Origin of the sequence: Leptolyngbya sp. FACHB-671 (assembly GCF_014695745.1) — a bacterium.
Taxonomy (GTDB): Bacteria; Cyanobacteriota; Cyanobacteriia; order Elainellales; family Elainellaceae; genus JAAUTN01.
On record NZ_JACJOV010000036.1, the window covers coordinates 1 to 20004 of the forward strand.

At 49.1% G+C, this 20004-nt stretch carries 24 protein-coding genes; 13 read left to right on the plus strand and 11 right to left on the minus strand.

Going from position 1 to position 20004, the window contains the following annotated elements; all coding sequences use genetic code 11:
• Positions 1-205: 205 nt before the first annotated feature.
• Positions 206-385, minus strand: a complete 180-nt coding sequence (locus H6F93_RS01460) for a hypothetical protein (protein WP_190678596.1) — start codon at positions 383-385, stop codon at positions 206-208.
• A 154-nt stretch (positions 386-539) separates the two neighbouring features.
• On the opposite strand from H6F93_RS01460, the gene H6F93_RS33615 reads away from it, so the two are divergent.
• Positions 540-692, plus strand: coding sequence for a hypothetical protein (locus H6F93_RS33615; protein WP_206755695.1), 153 nt, complete (start codon positions 540-542; stop codon positions 690-692).
• Between the two features lie 32 nt (positions 693-724).
• Here the strand turns inward: H6F93_RS33615 and H6F93_RS01465 are convergent, their stop codons facing one another.
• The 8 genes from H6F93_RS01465 to H6F93_RS01500 all read right to left on the minus strand — a co-directional run bounded on the left by H6F93_RS01465 (position 725) and on the right by H6F93_RS01500 (position 5879).
• Positions 725-2596, minus strand: coding sequence for a hypothetical protein (locus H6F93_RS01465; RefSeq protein ID WP_190678598.1), 1872 nt, complete (start codon positions 2594-2596; stop codon positions 725-727).
• 57 nt (positions 2597-2653) lie between these two features.
• On the minus strand, positions 2654-3406 hold the full coding sequence (locus H6F93_RS01470) for a hypothetical protein (protein ID WP_190678600.1): 753 nt from the start codon (positions 3404-3406) through the stop codon (positions 2654-2656).
• Positions 3399-3545 (minus strand): hypothetical protein, encoded by a 147-nt coding sequence (locus H6F93_RS01475; RefSeq protein ID WP_190678602.1) that lies wholly within the window; start codon positions 3543-3545, stop codon positions 3399-3401. The genes H6F93_RS01470 and H6F93_RS01475 overlap by 8 nt, the downstream gene beginning before the upstream one ends.
• A 4-nt stretch (positions 3546-3549) precedes the next feature.
• Positions 3550-4056 carry a hypothetical protein gene (locus H6F93_RS01480; RefSeq protein ID WP_190678604.1) on the minus strand — a complete coding sequence of 169 codons (507 nt, stop codon included), beginning with the start codon at positions 4054-4056 and terminating at the stop codon, positions 3550-3552.
• A gap of 74 nt (positions 4057-4130) precedes the next feature.
• Positions 4131-4358: a hypothetical protein gene (locus tag H6F93_RS01485; protein WP_190678606.1), complete on the minus strand. Its 228-nt coding sequence runs from the start codon at positions 4356-4358 to the stop codon at positions 4131-4133.
• Complete coding sequence (locus H6F93_RS01490; protein WP_190678608.1) at positions 4355-4612, minus strand: hypothetical protein; 258 nt, start codon at positions 4610-4612, stop codon at positions 4355-4357. The genes H6F93_RS01485 and H6F93_RS01490 overlap by 4 nt, the downstream gene beginning before the upstream one ends.
• A 27-nt stretch (positions 4613-4639) precedes the next feature.
• Complete coding sequence (locus H6F93_RS01495) at positions 4640-4912, minus strand: hypothetical protein (RefSeq protein WP_190678610.1); 273 nt, start codon at positions 4910-4912, stop codon at positions 4640-4642.
• Between the two features lies 1 nt (position 4913).
• Entirely contained in the window at positions 4914-5879 is a 966-nt protein-coding gene (locus H6F93_RS01500; RefSeq protein ID WP_190678612.1) for an acetate and sugar kinases/Hsc70/actin family protein, read from the minus strand.
• Positions 5880-6046: 167 nt separating this feature from the next.
• Between H6F93_RS01500 and H6F93_RS01505 the strand changes: the two genes are divergently transcribed.
• From H6F93_RS01505 to H6F93_RS01540, 8 genes are all read left to right on the plus strand, one after another.
• On the plus strand, positions 6047-6217 hold the full coding sequence (locus H6F93_RS01505) for a ribbon-helix-helix domain-containing protein (RefSeq protein ID WP_190678613.1): 171 nt from the start codon (positions 6047-6049) through the stop codon (positions 6215-6217).
• Positions 6218-6227: 10 nt separating this feature from the next.
• The gene (locus tag H6F93_RS01510) at positions 6228-6542 is read left to right on the plus strand and encodes a hypothetical protein (protein WP_190678615.1); all 315 of its coding nucleotides are present in this window, start codon (positions 6228-6230) and stop codon (positions 6540-6542) included.
• Positions 6520-7134, plus strand: coding sequence for a Uma2 family endonuclease (locus tag H6F93_RS01515; protein WP_206755696.1), 615 nt, complete (start codon positions 6520-6522; stop codon positions 7132-7134). Before H6F93_RS01510 ends, H6F93_RS01515 begins: the two co-directional genes overlap by 23 nt.
• 238 nt (positions 7135-7372) lie before the next feature.
• Complete coding sequence (locus H6F93_RS01520) at positions 7373-7582, plus strand: ribbon-helix-helix protein, CopG family (RefSeq protein WP_190678620.1); 210 nt, start codon at positions 7373-7375, stop codon at positions 7580-7582.
• A 244-nt stretch (positions 7583-7826) separates the two neighbouring features.
• On the plus strand, positions 7827-10712 hold the full coding sequence (locus H6F93_RS01525) for a DUF3987 domain-containing protein (protein ID WP_190678621.1): 2886 nt from the start codon (positions 7827-7829) through the stop codon (positions 10710-10712).
• A 279-nt stretch (positions 10713-10991) separates the two neighbouring features.
• Complete coding sequence (locus H6F93_RS01530) at positions 10992-11834, plus strand: hypothetical protein (RefSeq protein ID WP_190678624.1); 843 nt, start codon at positions 10992-10994, stop codon at positions 11832-11834.
• A gap of 215 nt (positions 11835-12049) precedes the next feature.
• Complete coding sequence (locus H6F93_RS01535; protein ID WP_190678626.1) at positions 12050-12358, plus strand: hypothetical protein; 309 nt, start codon at positions 12050-12052, stop codon at positions 12356-12358.
• Positions 12359-12856: 498 nt separating this feature from the next.
• A complete protein-coding gene (locus H6F93_RS01540; protein WP_190678628.1) occupies positions 12857-14956 on the plus strand; it encodes a site-specific integrase in 2100 nt (699 codons plus the stop codon).
• Between the two features lie 469 nt (positions 14957-15425).
• On the opposite strand, the gene H6F93_RS35590 is transcribed toward H6F93_RS01540, so the two are convergent.
• A complete protein-coding gene (locus tag H6F93_RS35590; protein WP_524537878.1) occupies positions 15426-15734 on the minus strand; it encodes a hypothetical protein in 309 nt (102 codons plus the stop codon).
• On the opposite strand from H6F93_RS35590, the gene H6F93_RS35595 reads away from it, so the two are divergent.
• Positions 15673-15999: a sodium-dependent bicarbonate transport family permease gene (locus tag H6F93_RS35595; RefSeq protein ID WP_524537877.1), complete on the plus strand. Its 327-nt coding sequence runs from the start codon at positions 15673-15675 to the stop codon at positions 15997-15999. The genes H6F93_RS35590 and H6F93_RS35595 overlap by 62 nt on opposite strands.
• A gap of 4 nt (positions 16000-16003) precedes the next feature.
• Here H6F93_RS35595 and H6F93_RS01555 read toward each other — a convergent pair whose 3' ends face one another.
• Complete coding sequence (locus H6F93_RS01555; RefSeq protein WP_190678633.1) at positions 16004-16168, minus strand: hypothetical protein; 165 nt, start codon at positions 16166-16168, stop codon at positions 16004-16006.
• Between the two features lie 422 nt (positions 16169-16590).
• On the opposite strand from H6F93_RS01555, the gene H6F93_RS01560 reads away from it, so the two are divergent.
• The 3 genes from H6F93_RS01560 (at position 16591) to H6F93_RS01570 (ending at position 19836) form a co-directional block, all read left to right on the plus strand.
• Positions 16591-17832: a sodium-dependent bicarbonate transport family permease gene (locus H6F93_RS01560; protein WP_190678635.1), complete on the plus strand. Its 1242-nt coding sequence runs from the start codon at positions 16591-16593 to the stop codon at positions 17830-17832.
• A gap of 96 nt (positions 17833-17928) precedes the next feature.
• Positions 17929-18261 (plus strand): P-II family nitrogen regulator, encoded by a 333-nt coding sequence (locus H6F93_RS01565; protein ID WP_190678637.1) that lies wholly within the window; start codon positions 17929-17931, stop codon positions 18259-18261.
• 162 nt (positions 18262-18423) lie between these two features.
• Positions 18424-19836 carry a cation:proton antiporter gene (locus H6F93_RS01570; protein ID WP_190678639.1) on the plus strand — a complete coding sequence of 471 codons (1413 nt, stop codon included), beginning with the start codon at positions 18424-18426 and terminating at the stop codon, positions 19834-19836.
• Positions 19837-20004 lie beyond the last annotated feature (168 nt).

Below are 20004 nucleotides of genomic sequence, written 5' to 3' on the forward strand. Positions count from 1 at the left end.
TTGCTCGGATTGTGTCTTGGCTTAAGGGAGAACCATTACCTAAACTTCGGGTGTCACGTTTTGCAGCACTGGCACCGCCATGAGACACCTGTAGTACGTTCGCCAACAGCAACCACTACTATACAAAGGCGCATCAGGGCAACGTTTTGTACAAGAAAAGCAGTTAGGCAATAAAAGCCAGCGGCGGCGGGGTTAGTGCAAGCCACTAAAAGATAGTTGGGATGGTTAGCCTTACAGCTTCAATTTGCCTTTGAATGTCTAGTCTTGTAGCTAAAAATTGCTCATACACTTGGCGGTTGAGTAACTCATAGACCGTTTTTCTTGCGGTTTCCTCTTCAGTAATTCCATTAATGGAGTACGTAACAATGTCAATGCGCGTTATCATTCTTGCTCCTTTAATTGTTGACCATTGACTTCAACGATAAACGACTTCAGAAATTTTTAGTGAAGGCTAAAGAAATTGAGGAGTCTTGCCGCATATTCCTGATAAAAACACTTCGCTACAAAGACGAGGGGTTTTGCTTTTTTAGCGCTGTCGGGTGCTGCTCAAAAAACTGTCGGGTATCCTGTTGGGTGCTGTCGGGTATCGGGAGCTACCCGACAGTGGCAAAAAGTTATGGGGTAACCTGTCGGGTTTATCAGATACGGGTTTTAGGAATTTGTCGAGTAACCTGTCGGGTATCGAGTGCTGAATGTCGGGCGTCGGGTAGAGGCATTTTGGGGCTTATCTGACAGGCTTGTATGCTGTCGGGCTATCATCGTCTGCATCACCTTTATGATGCTTTTCAAGTAGTAGAATTAATTCCCTGATCTGCTCAACTCCATACCCTTTCAGTGCCGCTAAGCTTGCCCTCTGAATATCTCGAACTTTCACCCACTCGTCAGACCGCTTCAGTGCATATTCGTGGATGGCGATTGCTTCATTTGGTAATTCATTGGGCTTGGTTGCAGGTGCAGTTCGAGTGATTAGTTCAGGCTCACCAATCACTTCTTCAAACAGCTTTTCTAGCGTTTCTAAGTCGTATCCAGACGCATTGAAACTAAACCCATCTGCGCTGTCTTTAGGTTTGTCTAATCTTGCTACAACTGCCTCTAAACGATGCGCTGGTTGAATGCCAGATTGACCCTTGCACAGTTCAGGAAAACGGTTTAGGAGCCAAACAACCGGATCAGGATGTCCCCATTGGTTTAGCTCGGTGAGCATCCATTCAGGGATGCTCCACTCGAACGATTCATCCCCGCGAGTCACGATGTAGCGACCAGTTGGGCTGCGATCGCCCAGCTCATCCTCCTCATGAATTGCCTGGATGCTGACACGCTCAGATCGCCAGGCTGCGTCAATGTTCTTCAGTCCGTGTGCACCGCTGGTATCTACCTGGCTGATGCCGATTAACGTCCCGCAGGTCTTAGCTAGCTTCATCAAGGCAGCATTGAGCAGTGGGTTCAGTTCCAGTTCATAGGTGCCATAAGCAGCGAACATCTCATCAAACACCCAGCCCTCGCCCTTCAGCGAACCCTTTGGAGCTTTGCTGATGCGTCGGGCTACGTCATCGAGCGCAAAGGAGTAACCTTCTGGAGAATCTTCCATCCGGGTCCAGTGCAGCGGAGCAACATCACTATCCGTTGAGAAGTAACCAATTTCATGCCCCATGCCCATTCGAGCGATCGCCAGCAGAGTCGCAAGGGTGGTCTTGCCGCTCTGACTATTGCCCCAGAACCAGCAGAAGGGTTGATTGAGCAATGTTCCAAGTGGGCAGCCGCTCTGTGCCATTGCCTTTAACAGTGCCTTCATCCGTTCCCTCACATCTGGGTAGATGGTCAGGTCGGGTGCCTCTGTTTGCCGGTAAGCCTGCGCGGGGGATGCAGTTTTTGGAGCAGCGCTGCCATACCGCCCCAAATGGTTATGAACATTGATTTCTGGATTGAGGGCAAGGTTCACAGCAGGGCGATCACTTAGCTCTGTTTGAGTAGTGCTGCCTTCGACCGCTGGTAGAGCTGCGCCTGGTCGCTGTAGTTGGGCAGTTGGAGCGGAATCACTTGGCTCTGCTGGTTCAGCCGCGATCGCCGCTTTCACCTCAACCAAGTCCAATGCTTTGACATCACCTAAAGCCATTCGACGCACCATGTAGGCATAGCCAGCCAGCCGATCTTGCGCTGGCAGTCGCTTCAAGAGGTCAGCGATCGCCGGTTCATCATCAACCAGGACGGCATACTCAATCCGCTGCTCATAGGGCAGGAAATCCATTACCCGCATTAGTTGCTGCTCCCTGGGTGATACTTCCTCCCCTGCCAGTCCAAAGATGCTCAGAATGTCCCCTGCACCAATTCGACTCCCCGGCAGCAGGCACAGTTTGCCAGAAGTTTGAAAGTCTCGCCAAACCGTACCTAGATAGCTAAACCCAGCAATGCCAGCCATCACTCCCACACCCGGCAGTGGAGCAACAAACGGCAGGGAGAGGGCGATCGCCCCTAAGCTGACGAGTCTTGCCCCATCACAATTACTGCGTTCTTTGTCTGCGCTGCGCTGCAAAACTCCAACGCGATACCGCAGCGCGTCTAAGATCTTCCCCTGAAGTAAGTAGTCTTCAAAATTCATCGGCGTTAGCCTCTAAAAGCATCAACAGGAGCGGGTTTTCCCGCTCCGTTCAACAAATCAATTAGCGGTCTTGGTCTTGCGAGTACGGTTGAAGTCCTCCACTGCATCCCAGAACATCGAGCCTGACAGCTCAGCCGCCACAACCGACAGAATGAACCAGACCAGGCGGGAGATGGTGACTCCAAACCAGTAACCGAAGGGATGGTTTTGATAGCTCATGATGATGTCAACGGCATAGGTGGACAGAATCACAAAGCCTTGCTTGCGAATCTCCAACATCCCAGCTCGTTTGTATTGCTTCCACCGCACACCAACAATATCGATCGCCTTCTTAGGCTTGTCGGGTAGAACTTCCCCCTCAACTTCCCGCAACCGCTGCTTCGCAATATTGATAGCAATGCCTCGGAACACCCGCGCTTGAATAGCGTTGATGACAGCACTGAACAGGAATGAGAACCAGAAGCTAATGGAAACGGCAGCAACAACGATGTCTAAAGGACTAGCATCATCACCGCCATAGGGCTTCAACACAAAGCTCGGGGCACCGGGATCGAGCACCTGCCAGTAGCCTTCAGCCGACACAAACACAAAGTAGATCGTGGCAATCCCGTACAGAATTGCTGCCCCTCGTCCGGTCACCCATAGGTAAATGTGAGGCAGAAGGGTAAGCACATCGTGCATGGCATCTAGAGCAGCATCTAACCCCTCCCACCCTTTTGATTCAGGCTGATCAAACTCACTCTTCCCCCTCGTATTAGCAGGGCTAGAATCGGTAGAACCACCCGGTTTATTCGTTGTAAATTTAGCCATCTCGTCGCTCTCTTGCCGCTTCCAGGCGGTCGTGGATTAAGTCACCGAATGGAGATGTTTTGACGTAGGCAATCCCAATCAGGAGCAGGATTGTAGCGAGGCATCCTGCACTAATTCGGGCGTAAAACTGATGAGTCATGCGTTTACTCCTGCCCCATTGCCTGCTCAATCCGCTTAGCAAGGCGCTCATCAACCTTGAAAACTTGCGCCCAGGCTTCACTCACCAGTTCACATTCTGCTTCGGTGCGATCGCCGCCACTCGCAAGGATTGCGGCAACCTGAGCCGCTAACGCTTCCTCGACTCCTGCCTTTGTGAGTTGCTTTAGGAATTGCTCGTGCAGCCTGTAGGACGATTTAACCTGGTTCAGCAGCGCCTCAGCAAAGGCGAACTGACGAAACGAATCGAATTCCTCAAGCCCCTTCAAAATGCCGAATATCTCGATGGAGCGAGGACTATCAAGATCCGGCTGCCAGACATCCTCCATCGTCTCGCCGGTGCTGTTGAGGTGATAGGCAAAGATGCTCGTTAAAAGGAGCAGCTTTTCATCTACGTTGATGGCTTCCAGCCTTGCGCCGTAGAGCTCCTGAAGCGTGTCAAAAAAATCGCCTGTAGCGCCTTGATATCCGAGTAATTCTGCTTTGTGAGCCATGATGAAAGAATCTCCTATGAATTTGGTGTTTGTGGGAGTTGCCAGCCGTTGATCTGTGGTGGAGAGGCGGCTGGTTAATCGTTGAGCAGTCCTCGAAACAGTTTGGTTAGCCCCAACATCAGTAGAAAAATTGACCCGATGACCATTGCCAGGAAGATGGTGAGTGCTAGCAACTTGAACACCCAAGGCAGTGCTAAACCGATCAAGAGCGCCAGCAGCGCAGCGACAAACAGCTCAATCGGGGCTTGGCTGTTGAGGTTTCGGAGGAATAGAGCGGCAATGAGTTTGAGTTGCTGGTTCATAGCTCAATGGGTTCTGTGAATCGAAAGTCGGTAGACACAGATTCAGCAGCAGAGGCGACCCTTGCGGTATCGGCAAAGCCGCCCGCTAGCGAAGGATCTGCTGGCTCGATAGAGGGACGCTTCCCGCCTAAATAGTCCTGCCAGTAACAGCGAACGATCGCCTCTATTGCCGTCCTGGTACTGCCTAAACCTCTCTGCTCTGAAACCGTTTGGGCGATCGCCTCTACATCTCCTGAGAGTCGAATAGATGGCATGTGACCTCCTGTCATGTGGGGTGGATGTTAATCAAAACTGAGTTCAGCTAAAGCCTGGATAGGGTTCTCTGGCTTTTGCTCAGTACTGGCAAGTACTGGGGGAGTACTGATGGGAACTGGCTGTATGGATGCGGGTTGAATTACTTTTGGGGTCGGCGGATGAGTAGTACTCCGTCTTGCCTGCATGATGAGGTCAGAAACTACATCATCAATGGAGCAATACTCTCCGGCTTCAACCAGTACCCGGCAGTACTCCCAAGCGGTTGCTGTCAACTGAGCCGACCGGGATTTTTGAGCCATTTCACACCCCAACCAGGCTCATCTGATGCTCATAGGAGCCGCGAACAGATGCAGTCTGAGGGCGATCTGGAATGGTGAAAACCTGCGCTACTTTCGGCTGAATTGAGCTAAGCAATGCAGCACCACCACCCGTTAGAACAATGTTTGTGATTGCCTGAGATTGTGCAGCGTAGTTGGTCTTGATGTAGCCCTGAAAGGTTTTGAGGTATTCGGCAACGTACTTTGCTTTGATCGCTTGCCAGTTGCGCTCATCAATCTTGCCGAGCGTGTTGCACTGGAGACAGCGAGAAATCAGCGAAATGTTGATCGTTCCACTGGCATCTGTTGCCAGGGCTCGAACTGCTGGGTCATCGGCAATCGCATTCACCAGGTTGTAGATGCCCAGGTTATCGACTGGGCGACCGTCAACGATCTCGCCAGAGGCATCAATCAGGAACTCTTCAGCGGTACCAAAGCCAAGCTCAATTAGAAGAGTAGAGCCAGGGCGGAGGGATGGCTGAAGCGCGTTGTATGTGCCCATCCCTTCCAACACGGGAAGCACTTGAGTCACGACGCAGCGAATCTCAACCCCATTGCGAATAACTTTGTATTGACCCTCTAGAGCAGCTTTGAGGGAATCTAACGCTCGAACATCCCAGTGAGACGAAACCACGATTAGATCTCTGCCGTCATCGGATGGACGCAGGCAGGCGGAAAACGCCTCGCGAGCAGTTTCAATCTTCGAGCGCCCATGAATCCGAACGTGTTGCCCTTGGCAGGCTAAAGCGCCATACCAGCGGGGGAGCTGCCCATCAATGATCACGATGGGGTTTTCATCATCGTGCCGGGCATAGGCGGTTGGATTTTCCCGGTAGCCTGCCTGAATTACTAGCGTTCCCTCACTGTCGTGGCGCTTAATCCAGCTATTCGAGTTTTCAAAGCTGACCAGGCGCGTATGTTTGCCCCTGGTGGCGATCTCTGTTGCCATTCTTCTCTCCTGAATTACTTTGCGTCGGCTTGCGGTCATCTGCCTGCGTTTGCCGCTTTATGCTGGCGATATTAGCATAAATATATGCAGATTATGTGAATGGCATTAGATGAACATTATGCTGATAGCATAAGATCACAATTTATTACAGAAGAGAACTATGATCTATGCAAAACAAAACGAATGACATGACTAAGCGCATGACCATCTCGGTTGAGGATGACGTTTACGCGATCCTCGAAGAGTGGGCAAATCAAGAAGTTAGAACGGTTGCAAACCTTGCAGCAGCCTTAGTTACGTTGCAAGCAAGGGAACGGCAACAAACAAAGGGTAAGTGAGGCAATCGCCATGACAACATCAGAACCGTCGCGGTTAGACCGCATCGAGCGAATTCTAGAGCAACTTACGTTGCGGTCTGAGGCGACCGATCAGCAGATTGCCTCAAATGCTAGGGCAATTGAGGCTAACAGCAATGCACTTGCTGAAACGCGACGGTTGCTTGAGGAGTCAGGGCAGCGCACTGATGAGCACATTCAGGACTTAACTCAAATGTTCTTCTCACAAGTAGAACTAGCAGCAGCAGACCGTGCTGAGATGCGGCGAATGATTGAAGAGATGTACGGCAACCGCTCTAATGGAAATGGAAGCAGTGAGGAAGAGTGAGGCGATCGCCATGACCCAAGCGAAACTGTTGACCTACGAAGAGTATTTGCAGCGTCCCTACGACGGTAGGCGCACTGAGTTTATTGATGGGGAGATTGTGGAGTTGAATCCACCCAGGGGACGGCATACCGACATTGCGATGTACCTGTATCGCAAGCTAGAGGGCTATTTTGAAGATCAGGGGCTTTTGCTAGTTGCAAGAGTTTATGCCGCTCAAGTGCAAATTCCCCCGTCGGGAGGAAAGATTCGCGGACGTGTACCTGATGTGTTTGTCTGCACGACTGAGCAATGGGAAGCACTCCAAGATCAGACCGCAGTGTTTAGGGTTGGCAATCCGCCATTGATGGCGATTGAGGTTGTCAGCCCTGGCAATGCTCAAGTAGACATTGGAGCCAAGCGAGCAGAGTACGCAGATGCAGGTGTTCAAGAATATTGGATTGTGAACGCTTTGGAAGGCTATATCTCTGTTTGGACGTTAGGAGGCAGATTCTATGAGGAGTTCGGCACATTCTCTGCCGATGAGACTGTGCGCTCTAAAGTCTTCCCAAATTTGAAACTGTCTGTTGCTCAAGTCTTTAGGGCAAGAGGCTAAACAAAAACCGTCCATCATGAGGCGCGGGCAGCACTTTTCTTCTTAAGCAATAGAACTGTACGCTATCCTTAGCGGAAGGTCGCGCATTATATCGTAATTTAGCGCTATTGGCGGTATAGAATTGGCAAAAATTATTGACCCATCAGTTCTTTTGATCTACCATTCGGCTATCGCACTAAATTTCTGATTTTTTGGGCATATTCATTCGCGGGTGTTCACACCCCATTAGGAGGTTCAGATGCCAGGTGTTTCGCTCACAACAAAGCCATTAGGGTTCAGGCTCAGCAATGACCAGGCTGCAGCCCTTGAGCTACTGGCTGCGAAAAGAGGAGTTGATCGCTCCAGCTTGGTTAGGGAAGCGCTGTTAGCTCATTTTGGTTCACAGTTTGCTGAACTGCTAGTTACTGAATCTCGCAAAAGAGCCTCAGCTAACCACGCTGAGCCGTGATCACCAACTAGTTACCCTCACTGAGGTGAGAGTTAACTGCTTGTTGTTGTTGTCGTTCGGTTCGCAAAAATTGAAAAACCCTCGCTGACTAGTTTGGCGACAAGGACAGCAAGGGTTTTGATCTCGCCCCAGCCAAAGGCTGGAACGTTAACTCAATGATTTGTTACTTCTATCGTACCCTATCGGGACGAGTAGATGTCAATGTTGGCATCGTGAATTTTGGATTAGCGCGAGGAGGTGCAGCATGGTAAGCACCTCCAGAAAGCCCGACCAGAAAAGCCAAAAAGATGGAGTCTGCCCTGTCTGTGGGCGCGACCACGACACAGATTGTCGTTGGTTTAGCGATTTGAAAACCGTCCTTTGTCATACGAAAGGACAGGGTGGAACGAGTAGCATCCCAGAGCCGCCAGACGAAGTTGATACGCCGATCGGAACTTACAAGTTCATCGGCATTGATTCAGACGGCAGGACTGGCAAGTATGTCCGTTGCGACGAGCAACCAAAGTCTTGGCAGAAACTGAATAGACCCAAAAGTGAGAAAGAATACGTTTATGTTGATGCTAGTGGGCAACCAGTAGTAAAAGTCAAAAGAGTTGATAGTGGAGACGGAAAGAAGAAGTTTTTTCAATCCTACTGGGACGGTCGGCAATGGCTGAGCGGCACAAAGACAGTTAAAGGGCAGATCCCTTTGTACAACCTGCCTGCTGTCCTAAAAGCGCTCACCCATGGTAAGCCAATCTTTCTTGTAGAGGGCGAGAAAACGGCTGACACATTAAATGGACTTGGACTGACTGCCACAACCTTGATAGCTGGTGCTGGCAAGTTACAAGCGTACAACCCAGATGCAATCAAAGTTCTTAAAGACGCTAGCATCATTCTTTGTCCTGACCAGGATCAGAAAGGCTTAGCACACATGGATGAAGTTGCATCGGCTCTAAAGAACGTTGCAGCAGACATGCAATGGTTGTATGCCTACCCTGGAGAACAGCAGCGCTGGGGATATCCAAAAAAGGACGGTGGAGCCGACCTTGATGATTGGGTTAGCGAGCTGAAGACAGAAGGCAAACAGAAGCTAGAAATTGCTCAGATTCTGACGGCAGCAATTGAGCAGAAGCGAGAGTGGAAGGGTGCAAAGCCTCAGCAAATGGACAGTAGCCTGTCGCTAGCGGAGGTCAATGCGATTCTCACTTCAATGGCGCAAGAGGGCATCACGTCTCACGATGTAGAGCTAAAAATACTAGAGATGTCTACTCTTTTGGGGCGACATTCTAGCGAACTGAGACGGCTCTACGAAGTTGCGCTAAAGAGTGTTGAACGCAAGCAACAGCTAGAAAATGCTGGCAAGAATTTAGATGCTCTCGTTGAAACAGCAAAAGCCGACATCAGGGAGGACATCAAATTAGGGTTGTATGGCGGTGATGGGGAGCTGGCAAACGAATTGATCCGGGTAGCCGACGCAATGCCGACTGCACCAGAACTATTGTGGGCAACATTGATACCAGCCGCTGCATCACAGTTTGCGACAAGCCGGATTGTGATAAAACCGAGCGCTGGATATACGCAACCTGCCATCCTTAGAACCTTGTGTGTAGCTCTGACTGGCGAGAAAAAATCACCAGCTCAAGGAGCAATCCTAGACCCGCTTTTCGACCTGGAAAGGGAAGCCTACCAGCAGTATCAAAGGGAATATCAAAACTGGTTCAGCACCAGAGATGCTGCTGGCAAAGATTTTAACGACCCTGAGCCGAGACGCAGGCGGTTTGTTATCACAGATGACACGCTAGCAGCAAGGATTGAAATTCATGCTCAAAATCCTCGTGGGCTACTGCTCTACAAAGACGAAGGATCTGGATTTGTCACGACCAGGGGGCGATTTAGTAAAGGAAAGGGCGACGGTGGTGAACTCGAAGCCGACTTGCAAGAATTTAACGGCAAGCCCCTAACCCGTGACCGTGTTAGCACAAAAAGCTTGTATATTCACCGCTCCGGCATCTGTCGAACTGGCTCGATCCAGTTTGAAGCACTGAAAGATCTGATGGGTGATCACAACGACGCGTTGGGCGAATGGTCAAGATATTTGTTTTGCGCTCCTAAAATTCCAACCCCATTCATCAACCTGGACAATGACCAACACAGCAGATTGCCTGAACTGCTGAAACGCTTGTATGTAGGACTTCAACAGGTGCCAGCAGAGTCTGACTACCTTCTCAGCAATGAAGCAAAACCTATCTGGCAAAGTTATCAAAACGCTCTAGTAGTTCAAGCCAGGGAATCAGACAGTCTTGCTTTCAAAGCAGCTATTCCAAAGTTTGAAAGCTACTTCGCACGCTTATGCCTGTGGATTCACATCGTGAATGCAACCCTTGATGGGAAGCTCCCGGAGCCAACAATTTCTGACCACACCGTAATGGTTGCAAGTGTTTGGACGGACTACTTTATTGGACAATTTAAGCTTCTCATGGCGCATAACAGCCCTGATGAGGAATTGACAGGCGATTTGCTTAGACTACTTAAGAAGCTGGAAACTTGGCAGTCCGCTGGCAAACTACCAATGACCTTCAAGCAGATCTGCAATGCTCAGCCAGTCGGCAGAAAGGAGAAAGCTAAACGCGACTACCTTGAACCGCTGCTATCGCAGCTTAAAGAAAAAGGTAAGGTTCTCCAAAACTTGGATGGAACCTATGATTTACCCTATCAGTCGGCAGAGTCGGCAACAGTCGGCAGGAGTCGGCAATCTAGCCGACCGCTACAACTCAGTAATATCAACGTTTCTGAAAGAGAGTCGGCAGAGTCGGCACATTTTTCATCTTTTTCTGAAAATACATCTGCTCAAACTGCGATGAATTCAGAAAATACGTTTACCAACTCTGCCGACTGCCGACCAGCCGACTACAGAACTCAAACCCAGATAGGGCAAGGGTCGGCACTTGCCGACTGCATTCAAAACAGTGCCGACTCTGCCGACCGCTCCGACTTTTCCAACTGGCAAGGGTTGACAGTCGGCAAAAAGCGCAATCGTGGTTGGCGTGGAACTGTGCAAACCGTCGATGGTAGTTTTGCTGCTGTTCTGTGGGCAGGAGAACTCTATCCAATCAGAGAGAAAGTCTCCGATTTGCGCCGAATTCAATGAATTTCAATCAGGGTGTATCCACCGTATCTTAGGATTCTTTGATTAACGGAACAAAAAACAACACTAAGCCTGAAAGCATTGGATGCTCTGCATTTTATGTTCTAATTTTGACAATTCTACAAAAAACTCAATGGTTAAAAGTCTCGCCTATCATGGATTTCAGATCAATCTGCCGGCAAATATCAATTGCGTACAAAGGATAAAATCCTAGCTCGTCAGTCTATTTTCGGCACAAACCACCATTTAGTAGTTAGGGCAGTCTTAAATCTCAGGATATCTATGGTAGATTCCACGTTCAAATTTGCTCCAAATTCACACACGGAGCTACCCAAAATTCTGGAGCGCTTTCAGAACCAGTCTCCGACTTGGCAGGATTATTTGTTCTTTTTAAGTATGTTGCCCGAGTTCATTCGGTTTAAGTGGAGTTTCGAACCGGGAACCGAAGACGAAATGGATGAATTCGGCAAACTCCTTTGTCTACAAACTGCTCAAGCTGAGTGGCTCGACTACCTGGTAGCCCAAAGCCAAGCAGCAGACTCAGAACAAATTCCTATTCCCCCCAAGCCGATATATTCTGCAGAGGCAAAGGTTGAAGTGCGGGCAGAGCTTTCAAAAGCTGTTCTTGATCTGGCTCATTTTACTTTTGAGCGAGTAGCTTTACTCAAAACAGCAAATCGTCCTACACCTGAATCGGTTTGGTTTGCTTGGGAAGTGCAAAACTTTGAAAACATGCTTTGGCATTCTGGGTTGATTACTGGACAGGCAAGCAATCGAGAGAGCAAAGTGACCGTCGATACCAACTGCCGAGCGATCGCCAAGATTTTAGAAACTGCGAATCCTAGAACTTTGCCTTTATCTACCACAAACGCAAATCATGCAGACGATCTTCTAGGTGATTTAGAAGCATTGCTTTGTTTCGCTTATGCAGAAGCAGCAGACGATGTCTATTTCAGGAACAGCAGAGCCTATGTCGGTTTTCAGCGGGCATTAAGAGCTTGGGGACGAGAGTGTAGAACCAATTCCTTATGGATATTGCCCCAATTTGAGAATGGCAAGCGGCTACCTACTGGACGTAAGGCTAAACGACGTCCTAATCGAGTGGGTTCTGATTTTGTAACGTAATCGTTACAGAAATCAATTTAGTCGTACACTTCTTGGGATCTGAAACAGAAACTTGGTAATTTGTGAAGGTCTGCACAAGCTAATCAATATGGAATATGTCGCCGTTCCATTTTGTTTTAGCTAGCAGAATATTCAGGCATTGAATATTAATCAACCCTACTAAGGGCTGGTTGACTTTTATAGTTAACAAGCCCTTATTTTTGAAGGAAAAAACCGTGTGTAGTTCAAAAAAATCTCAGAAAAAACCGCACTCTCTTCACTTTTTGAGCCAGAAAAAAACCGCGCGTTCTCAGCGTGGAATTCCAGAAACGAACTATGGAGAACTCAAGAAGATCGCATCCTACAGCCTGACCCCTACAGCTGTAAGCTTATTGAAAGAAATAAGCCTAGATTTGGAGATTTCTGCAAGCGAATTATTGGAGAGATTTGCTCGTGTCGGCGCAGAGCTGAAAGAGAACTTAGGGCAAGAAGTAATTCTGGAAGAGCTTGTCTCCAAAACAGTTGAGCCATCAAATCAACCCTAATTCTACAAGCTTCAATCGCTCAGGGGTGATTTTCCTCAACTTGCTGAGTCCGGGAAAACAACGTCCGAGAATCGCCGCTGAGCGGAAACGAGCCATGACGTGTGCGAGTGGAGCGGAGTGACGCATTGCCCGCTTGTAGGGGTGACGTCCATTCTTGTTCTCCTAAGTAAACCTCTTTTAGAAGAGCTTAATAAACCTGTAATTCCAAGCCTTCAGGTTTTATTTATGACCTCTTATATATTACCTAATTCGAAGTTATTTATTAAATCGAGTCCGGCGAGTTTGTCCAAAATCAAGTATTCATCAAGTGTTAGGTGCTAAATAGTGAAAATAAGGTCGGTACGTACCGGAAGAAGAACGATACCTGCCTGGTTTCGTTTAATAATAAATATTCAATTTTCAGTATTTTCTGGAGAGGCTTACACCGTCTTTATTTAGCTACTCAATAATAGCTGTTTGATACAAAGCAAATTTACTAGTTTCTGAAGGAGATTTATTATGACCAAGTTTTTGATGCTTTACGAGATTTGTGAGCTTTATTTTGAGGAGGTTAGAAATCAACATTCTGCTCAGCAATCAGAGCGAATTATTAACGAGTTTCGCTCTGCCTTGTTTCGCCTTTTATTGCCTCAATGGGGATTTAAAAGAACAAGCCTTGGGCGCAAGATGAGTAGTATTGATGTTGCGGACGCAACAGACTACACTAAGCAACTTTCCGTGCAACGTTTGCTTAAAGCACGGGAGTTATTGAAAGTCGCTTTTGACAAAGCCGATGTCACTCAAGCAAGCCGTAACACCTATGGAAATCGGATTGAGCAGTTCCTGCAATGGTGTGAGCAGCAGTCTTGGTGGCCGTGTGAGCGGTTGCTAAGGATTCAAAATCAATGCCGCCCACCTCAACGGATTAGTGGACGACGGCACTACTCCGACCTGCCGCTGACTAGTCGTAATGGTCCGTACCTTCGTTATCGATTAACTGACGCTGAAACACCTCCAGCCTTACAGGCACAAATTGAAGGGTTAGATCACTATCTTGTTGCTCCCCGATACCCAGGACGAGTTTTTGACCCAGTCAAGCCCTCAACCCGTGACACCTATATGAAAGATGTACGGCTAATGTTGGGTTTTTTTTGCAGGCATAAGCAAGAGCCTGTGCCACTTGAGCAACTGAGACTAGAAGATGTCGTCCCTCTGGTTTCGGAGGACGATCTTGAGGGTTTAAGTTACCAACAACAACAAAAGCTTTGGAAGGAGAAGCAACTCTACCTGGAAACGTGGCTGTGCCAGTACTTTGAATTTATCCGAGACCGCAACAATTCAACCAGCCCACGCACTCAACTTGCCAAGTTGGTCGCACTGCAACGGATTGGACATTATCTCTATCGGCATCAGATTAGTCAAAAAGGTGATTATCGCTCTATTCCTGTCCTCATCACTTTGGAGACTGAAATTAGTAAGGTTGTGGCTTTGAAGAAGAAGTGGGAGAGAACCAAAACCTACGTTGCCAATCAAGAGCGCAAATGGCCTGACGCGGTTGAGGGAGAAACGGCACTGACGACTATCCGACGTGAAATTGTTGAACCTCTAAGGCTGGAGTGCCGTCCACGGCGCAAAGATGGGGTTTTTCGCGATGGTGATGTGATTGCCATTTCCCATCAGCATTATTTGAAGTGGACGCTCGTCACTGATGCTCCTCCGCGGCGGCAGCGAGCCTATCGAACAACCAAAATCGCATTGTCTTGTCCGGTTGATCGTCCTTCTGATGTTCCGGCGGATGGCTGTTATTTCCCTTTGCCACCATCAGAAGAACGAGAGAAAAACTACGACGGCACCCTAGCGGACAACTATCTGTACAGGACTTATTCCTACAGAGGCAAAGTTTACTGCCAGGGAATCTGGATTCTTGAACTAACTTCGTTCAAAACTGACGAAACATACGGCGTTTATTCAATGATTTTGCCGGATCGCCAGTTTGAAGATGGTACTGCCTTTTACGATCATCTCGACCATTACCTGTGTGGCTGGTGGATGCCAGAAGGCAAAAAGAATTTGCAGGCTTATGACTGGTGGGATTCACAATTGAGGGGACGGCGGGGACGTTGGGTGACCAAAGGGCGAGCAGAGTTTGAACCACAGGACGTTTGTGAAGCTCCAAATCGGCGGCAGTCTCCTATTTGGCGATCTGGCTACTTATTTCCTGTTCCTAAGACAGGCTTGCCTGCCAATGGTACTTCTTTTGGAGGTTCGTTCGAGCGCACGTCTTATCAAATTCTAGGGAAGCGCATCACACCTCACATGCTGCGCTCGGTTTGGGCGACTTGGGCGTTTCAAGTCGGATTGAGTGACCAGGAGCTGCACTCATTAGCTTATGCCATGGGTCACAGTGTCGAGACTCTGCGGAAGATGTATGAGCGTTGCACACCCGAGGAGAAACTGCGTCCGATTTATGAGGCGATCGACCGTCACTTGTTTCAACAGTTGGAAGCTTCTCCTGAAACTGCGATCGCGAAGCCTAATCTCTTGAAGTTGGCGGAAAACTTGAGTCAACTGAGTTCCGAGGAGCTTCAGGATGTTTTGAAACTAGTAGAACAGGCTTAACGATCTGCACTGACCTCTGAAGAGCTGGGGAAACTGTCGTCACTGTTGGGGGTAGAGCTAGAAGTGTGAGGAGATGGAGGGGCGATCACGTCTTGTGGAGCAAAAAAGGAGATCGGACTGCGTTGGAACCAGGTGAATCTCAAATAAGGAACATTGCGTGTCAACTAATGAAACGGGGAACGATATTTGTATGGATTTTTGCCGAAAATGCCTCTTTTCGGCAAAGAATCGTATATCTAAACGTGTGTCGCAGCTTCCACATACGATGCTTTGCCGAAGTATCTAATTTGTCTGTGGTTAACTAAAGAGCAGTACACGCGCGGTTTATTCATGAGAACTGGAGACCTGGCTTTAGAGAAGTTGTCCTTCCGTGCTCCTGATAGTACGTCCTCTTTCCCCTGGCACCTCGTTCACTAAATTCTGAAACAACTAAGTCAAGTCCTTTGACAATTAGAAACTTGAGGGACAGTTAGAACGCTTTAGAGAGATTAGACAGAATCTCAACGGCTTGATGCACTTGCCGAATGGAGTCATAGAAACCTAATCCAGCAAGGCTTTGAGGATTATCTTGCCAGTTTTCACACACATCTTGTTGTAAGCATAGTTGTGTGCCCAATAGAGTGAGGTATTCGTAGATTTTTGGTCCTATTTTTTGATGGACTTCGTTAAGCAGTTGCAGTCCCCAACACTCGGCTTTTTGATTGGGGGGATGGTCATTGCCGCTCTCGGTTAGCCAACTGCAAATTCCAGGGTCGATTTGTAAGATCATCGTCTTCATGCTGCTCATCAAAACCGATTTGACCGGTGGAATTGCGATCCGCAATTCCAACCTGACGGAGATGATTTTACCCGCACTGTTTTTTGTAGCATTAGGAATTCTCGTTGTATTCATCGCGCGCTGTGGAATCGGTCGGCGAGAAGAGACAGACGCTCTCTGGTTGCACAGGGCAGGTGCGATCGCGGATCTCTGTGCTCCGCAGATGCAACCAGGTCAGCTAGTCCAATCTAGCCAAGGGGTTGTTGCTGCGACCGGGGTGTTGTGAAGGTCTAGCCAGGTAAGTGGCGCGAAGAACGATCTGTCTCGCACCACTCGGTAAAGCGCTTAATTGATGTTCCGTTAACGGATGTTTGCTGGACGAATAGTCCCAACACTCCAAGTCCAATCACAACAAAGGACGGCGCAAACCACCAAAAAGGGAGAATGACAGTCATTTGGCTCTTTGGTGGAGAGCATGTCGCAGTGAGAAAACTCTGCGACCGCAATTCAGATTGACCAGAAATATGCACACGGGTTTTCTAGAAATATAAAGAAAACCTTATGATTTGCATTTGATATTACTTAGCAGATTCATGTAGAGCGATCGCAAATTTGTACGGATTTAACGATAGACTCAAGTACAACGATAGACTTAAGTACATGGAAGTCCTAACTTCAGTAGATAAAACTCTATGGATGTTAGTGCCGGACAGCTATAATCTTCCAGCCCCATTGGGAGAGTGTTCATTCTAAATACCCTGGCGACCTGTTCTCGCGGAACACCTGTGCTGTAGGAGTGAAACGCTTCTCCCTTACCCTTTAAAGCTCACCTATCACAATAGTCACTCCTCTTCAGAGGAGGCGGAAGGAGGTATTCGTGGATTTTTTGTCCTTTTTTCTGATGGACTTTGTTAAGCAGTTGCAGTCCCCAACACTCGGTTTTTTGATTGGGGGGATGGTCATTGCCGCTCTCGGTAGCCAATTGGTAATTCCAGAGGCGATTTGTCAGATCATCATCTTCATGTTGCTCACGAAAATCGGTCTGACTGGTGGAATTGCGATCCGCAATTCCAACCTGACGGAAATGATTTTACCCGCAGTGTTTGCTGTAGCAGTAGGGATTCTTGTTGTATTCATCGCGCGCTATACGTTAGCCAAGCTACCGAAGGTGAAAACCGTCGACGCGATTGCGACCGGGGGTTTGTTTGGTGCGGTGAGTGGCTCTACTATGGCTGCTGCCCTGACACTCCTGGAAGAACAAAACATGCAATACGAGGCATGGGCTGCCGCACTCTATCCCTTCATGGATATCCCAGCACTCGTCACGGCGATTGTGGTGGCCAACATTTATCTCAATCACAGGAAGAAGCGTAGTGCAGCAGGCGAGTCTCTCAGCAAGCAAGAGTCTCTCGGCAAGCAAGAGTATCCCAGTCCCGCAGGAGAATATCCTAGTTCCGCAGGTGTGGCTTTCAGTACCGCAGGCGCATCTATCCCCGCAGACACGTTCAGTATCACAGGTGATTATTCCAGTACCGCAGGCACGTCTTCCGGTAGCGCAGGTGATTATCCCAGCAGCCGACAAGAGTATCGTAAGCAGAAGGCTCCTGCAAATAATCGGGTCAAGATATGGCCAATCGTCCAGGAAAGCCTCCAGGGTCCTGCTCTATCGGCAATGTTACTCGGCATTGCTCTTGGACTGTTCACCCGTCCGGAAGGTGTCTATGAAAGCTTCTACGATCCCCTCTTCCGCGGATTGCTTTCGGTTTTGATGCTGGTCATGGGGATGGAAGCTTGGTCAAGGATTGGCGAATTGCGCAAGGTAGCCCAGTGGTACGTCGTGTATAGCGTAGTGGCACCGCTAGTGCATGGATTCATCGCCTTCGGACTCGGACTAGTTGCCCACTACGCCACAGGATTCAGCATGGGCGGTGTGGTGATCCTAGCCGTCATCGCCGCTTCCAGTTCAGACATCTCAGGTCCGCCCACGTTGCGAGCCGGTATCCCGTCAGCCAATCCCTCCGCTTACATCGGTGCCTCCACGGCCATCGGTACACCCATTGCAATCGGCTTGTGTATACCGCTCTTCCTCGGGCTCGCACAGGCGCTCGGCGGCATCTAATTCCAGACGGGCGCGGTCTGTCAACACTCCCTTGACTCGACAGACCAAGCAACTCAATAGACAAGATCAGTATGCATAGGTAAGGAGGTAACCAACATGGCCAAGCCAGCCAAAAAACTTGTCATCGTCACAGAAAAGTTGCTGCTGAAAAAGATCGCCAAGATCATTGAAGAAGCCGGAGCGACGGGTTATACGGTGGTGGAAACTGGCGGTAAAGGCAGTCGCAACGTGCGCTCATCGGGACAACCCAGTGTTTCTGATACCACGGCGAATATCAAGTTCGAGATACTCACCCCAGATCGGGATATGGCTGAGGATATTGCGGACCAGGTCGCAATCAAGTTTTTCCTCGATTATGCGGGCATGATCTATATCTGTGACGCGGAGGTACTGTACGGGCACAGTTTCTGTGGACCAGACGGCTGTTGAATCGAAGCGACGCAGACCTAAATGGCCGGGTCATGACCCCGGCTTTTTGTTGTCCGTTACTCAAAAAGCCAAAGCATGACCGTCCTTGATCGGTTGCTTTTTTCGTAACCCCCCGCCGTTTTATGACTTCCTCAGACCCTTAACCTTCATCACTTTAAACTCATGATTCTGTCCAATATTCTGCCTCCTCTCAATGGGGGAATCGCCGCTCTCATAACTCCGATACCAGTCCTAGCGACCGTTGTTGCTGAGGATTCACCCATTATTCTGTCTGGTGTCTTGCTGACGCTAGTGGTGATTTATCTAGCTAGCAAGCTCGGCGCAGAAGTCGCTAGGCGATTGGATTTTCCGCCCGTTCTGGGGGAACTGGTTGCCGGTGTAATTGTCGGCGTTTCGGCGTTGCACCTGGTGATCTTTCCCGAAGGGGGGCTGTCTGCCTCTGACTCGGTGATTATGACGGCGCTGCAAGGATTGAATCAATTGGCACCGGATGCGCTGACCCGGATCTTTGAGTCGCAAAGTGAAGTGATTTCGGTTCTGGCTGAAATCGGCGTGATTATTCTGCTGTTTGAGATTGGATTAGAATCCGATCTGCGGCAACTGAAGGAAGTGGGCATTCAAGCCACGGTTGTTGCCTGTGTCGGAGTCGCGGCACCGTTTGCGGCGGGCACGGCAGGGTTAATGATGCTCTTTCATGTCGCAGCAATTCCAGCGATTTTTGCGGGGGCGGCGTTAACGGCAACGAGTATCGGCATTACCTCTAAAGTGTTGTCAGAGTTAGGTCAACTCAAATCCAAAGAAGGGCAAATCATTGTTGGCGCGGCGGTGATTGATGATGTCCTCGGCATTATTGTCCTGGCTGTCGTCGCCAGCTTAGCCAAGACCGGTGAGATCGATGTTGCTAATGTCATTTACTTGATTGTCAGCGCTACGGCATTTTTGGTTGGGTCAATTTTGCTGGGGGGTGTCTTTAACAAAAGTTTTGTGGCGATCGTGGAGACGCTCAAGACGCGTGGAAATATTGTGATTCCGGCATTCATCTTCGCTTTCTTTATGGCATTTTTAGGGAACGCCATTCATCTCGAAGCGATCTTGGGTGCCTTTGCTGCGGGTTTAGTGCTCGATGAAACCGATGCCCGGAACGAGTTAGATGAATTAATTAAACCGATTGCCGATTTACTGGTACCCATCTTCTTTGTGACGGTGGGAGCGCGTGCTGACCTCGGTGTTTTAAACCCGGCGGTACCGGAGAATCGGGCAGGATTATTGATTGCTGTCTTTTTGGTAGGGGTGGCGATCGTTGGCAAACTGGTGACGGGCTGGGGAGTGTTTGGACTACCCGGAATCAATCGCTTCGCGATCGGGGTTGGGATGATTCCTCGCGGGGAGGTCGGTCTAGTGTTTGCTGGCATCGGCTCAGCTAGCGGCGTTTTGGACAAGCCTCTGGAGGTGTCGATTATTATCATGGTGATCTTGACAACTTTTCTGGCTCCACCTTTTTTGCGGGTTGCCTTTGGTTCATCCACTGAGCCCATCCCAGAACTCACCACGCCTGTAGAGGCAGCGAGTGAGTAACAACTTTGCAACGTTACATTGCTTACTAAACGGATGATTGCAGTACGTGGTTGGGTAAACGCCGCTGACCTCGCACCTATTTGACTCTAGACACCGACAGCGCATCTGTTGGTTACGTCCTCACCAATACTCAGGCGGCTCAACGTTGTTCCTTACGGGGTGATTGCA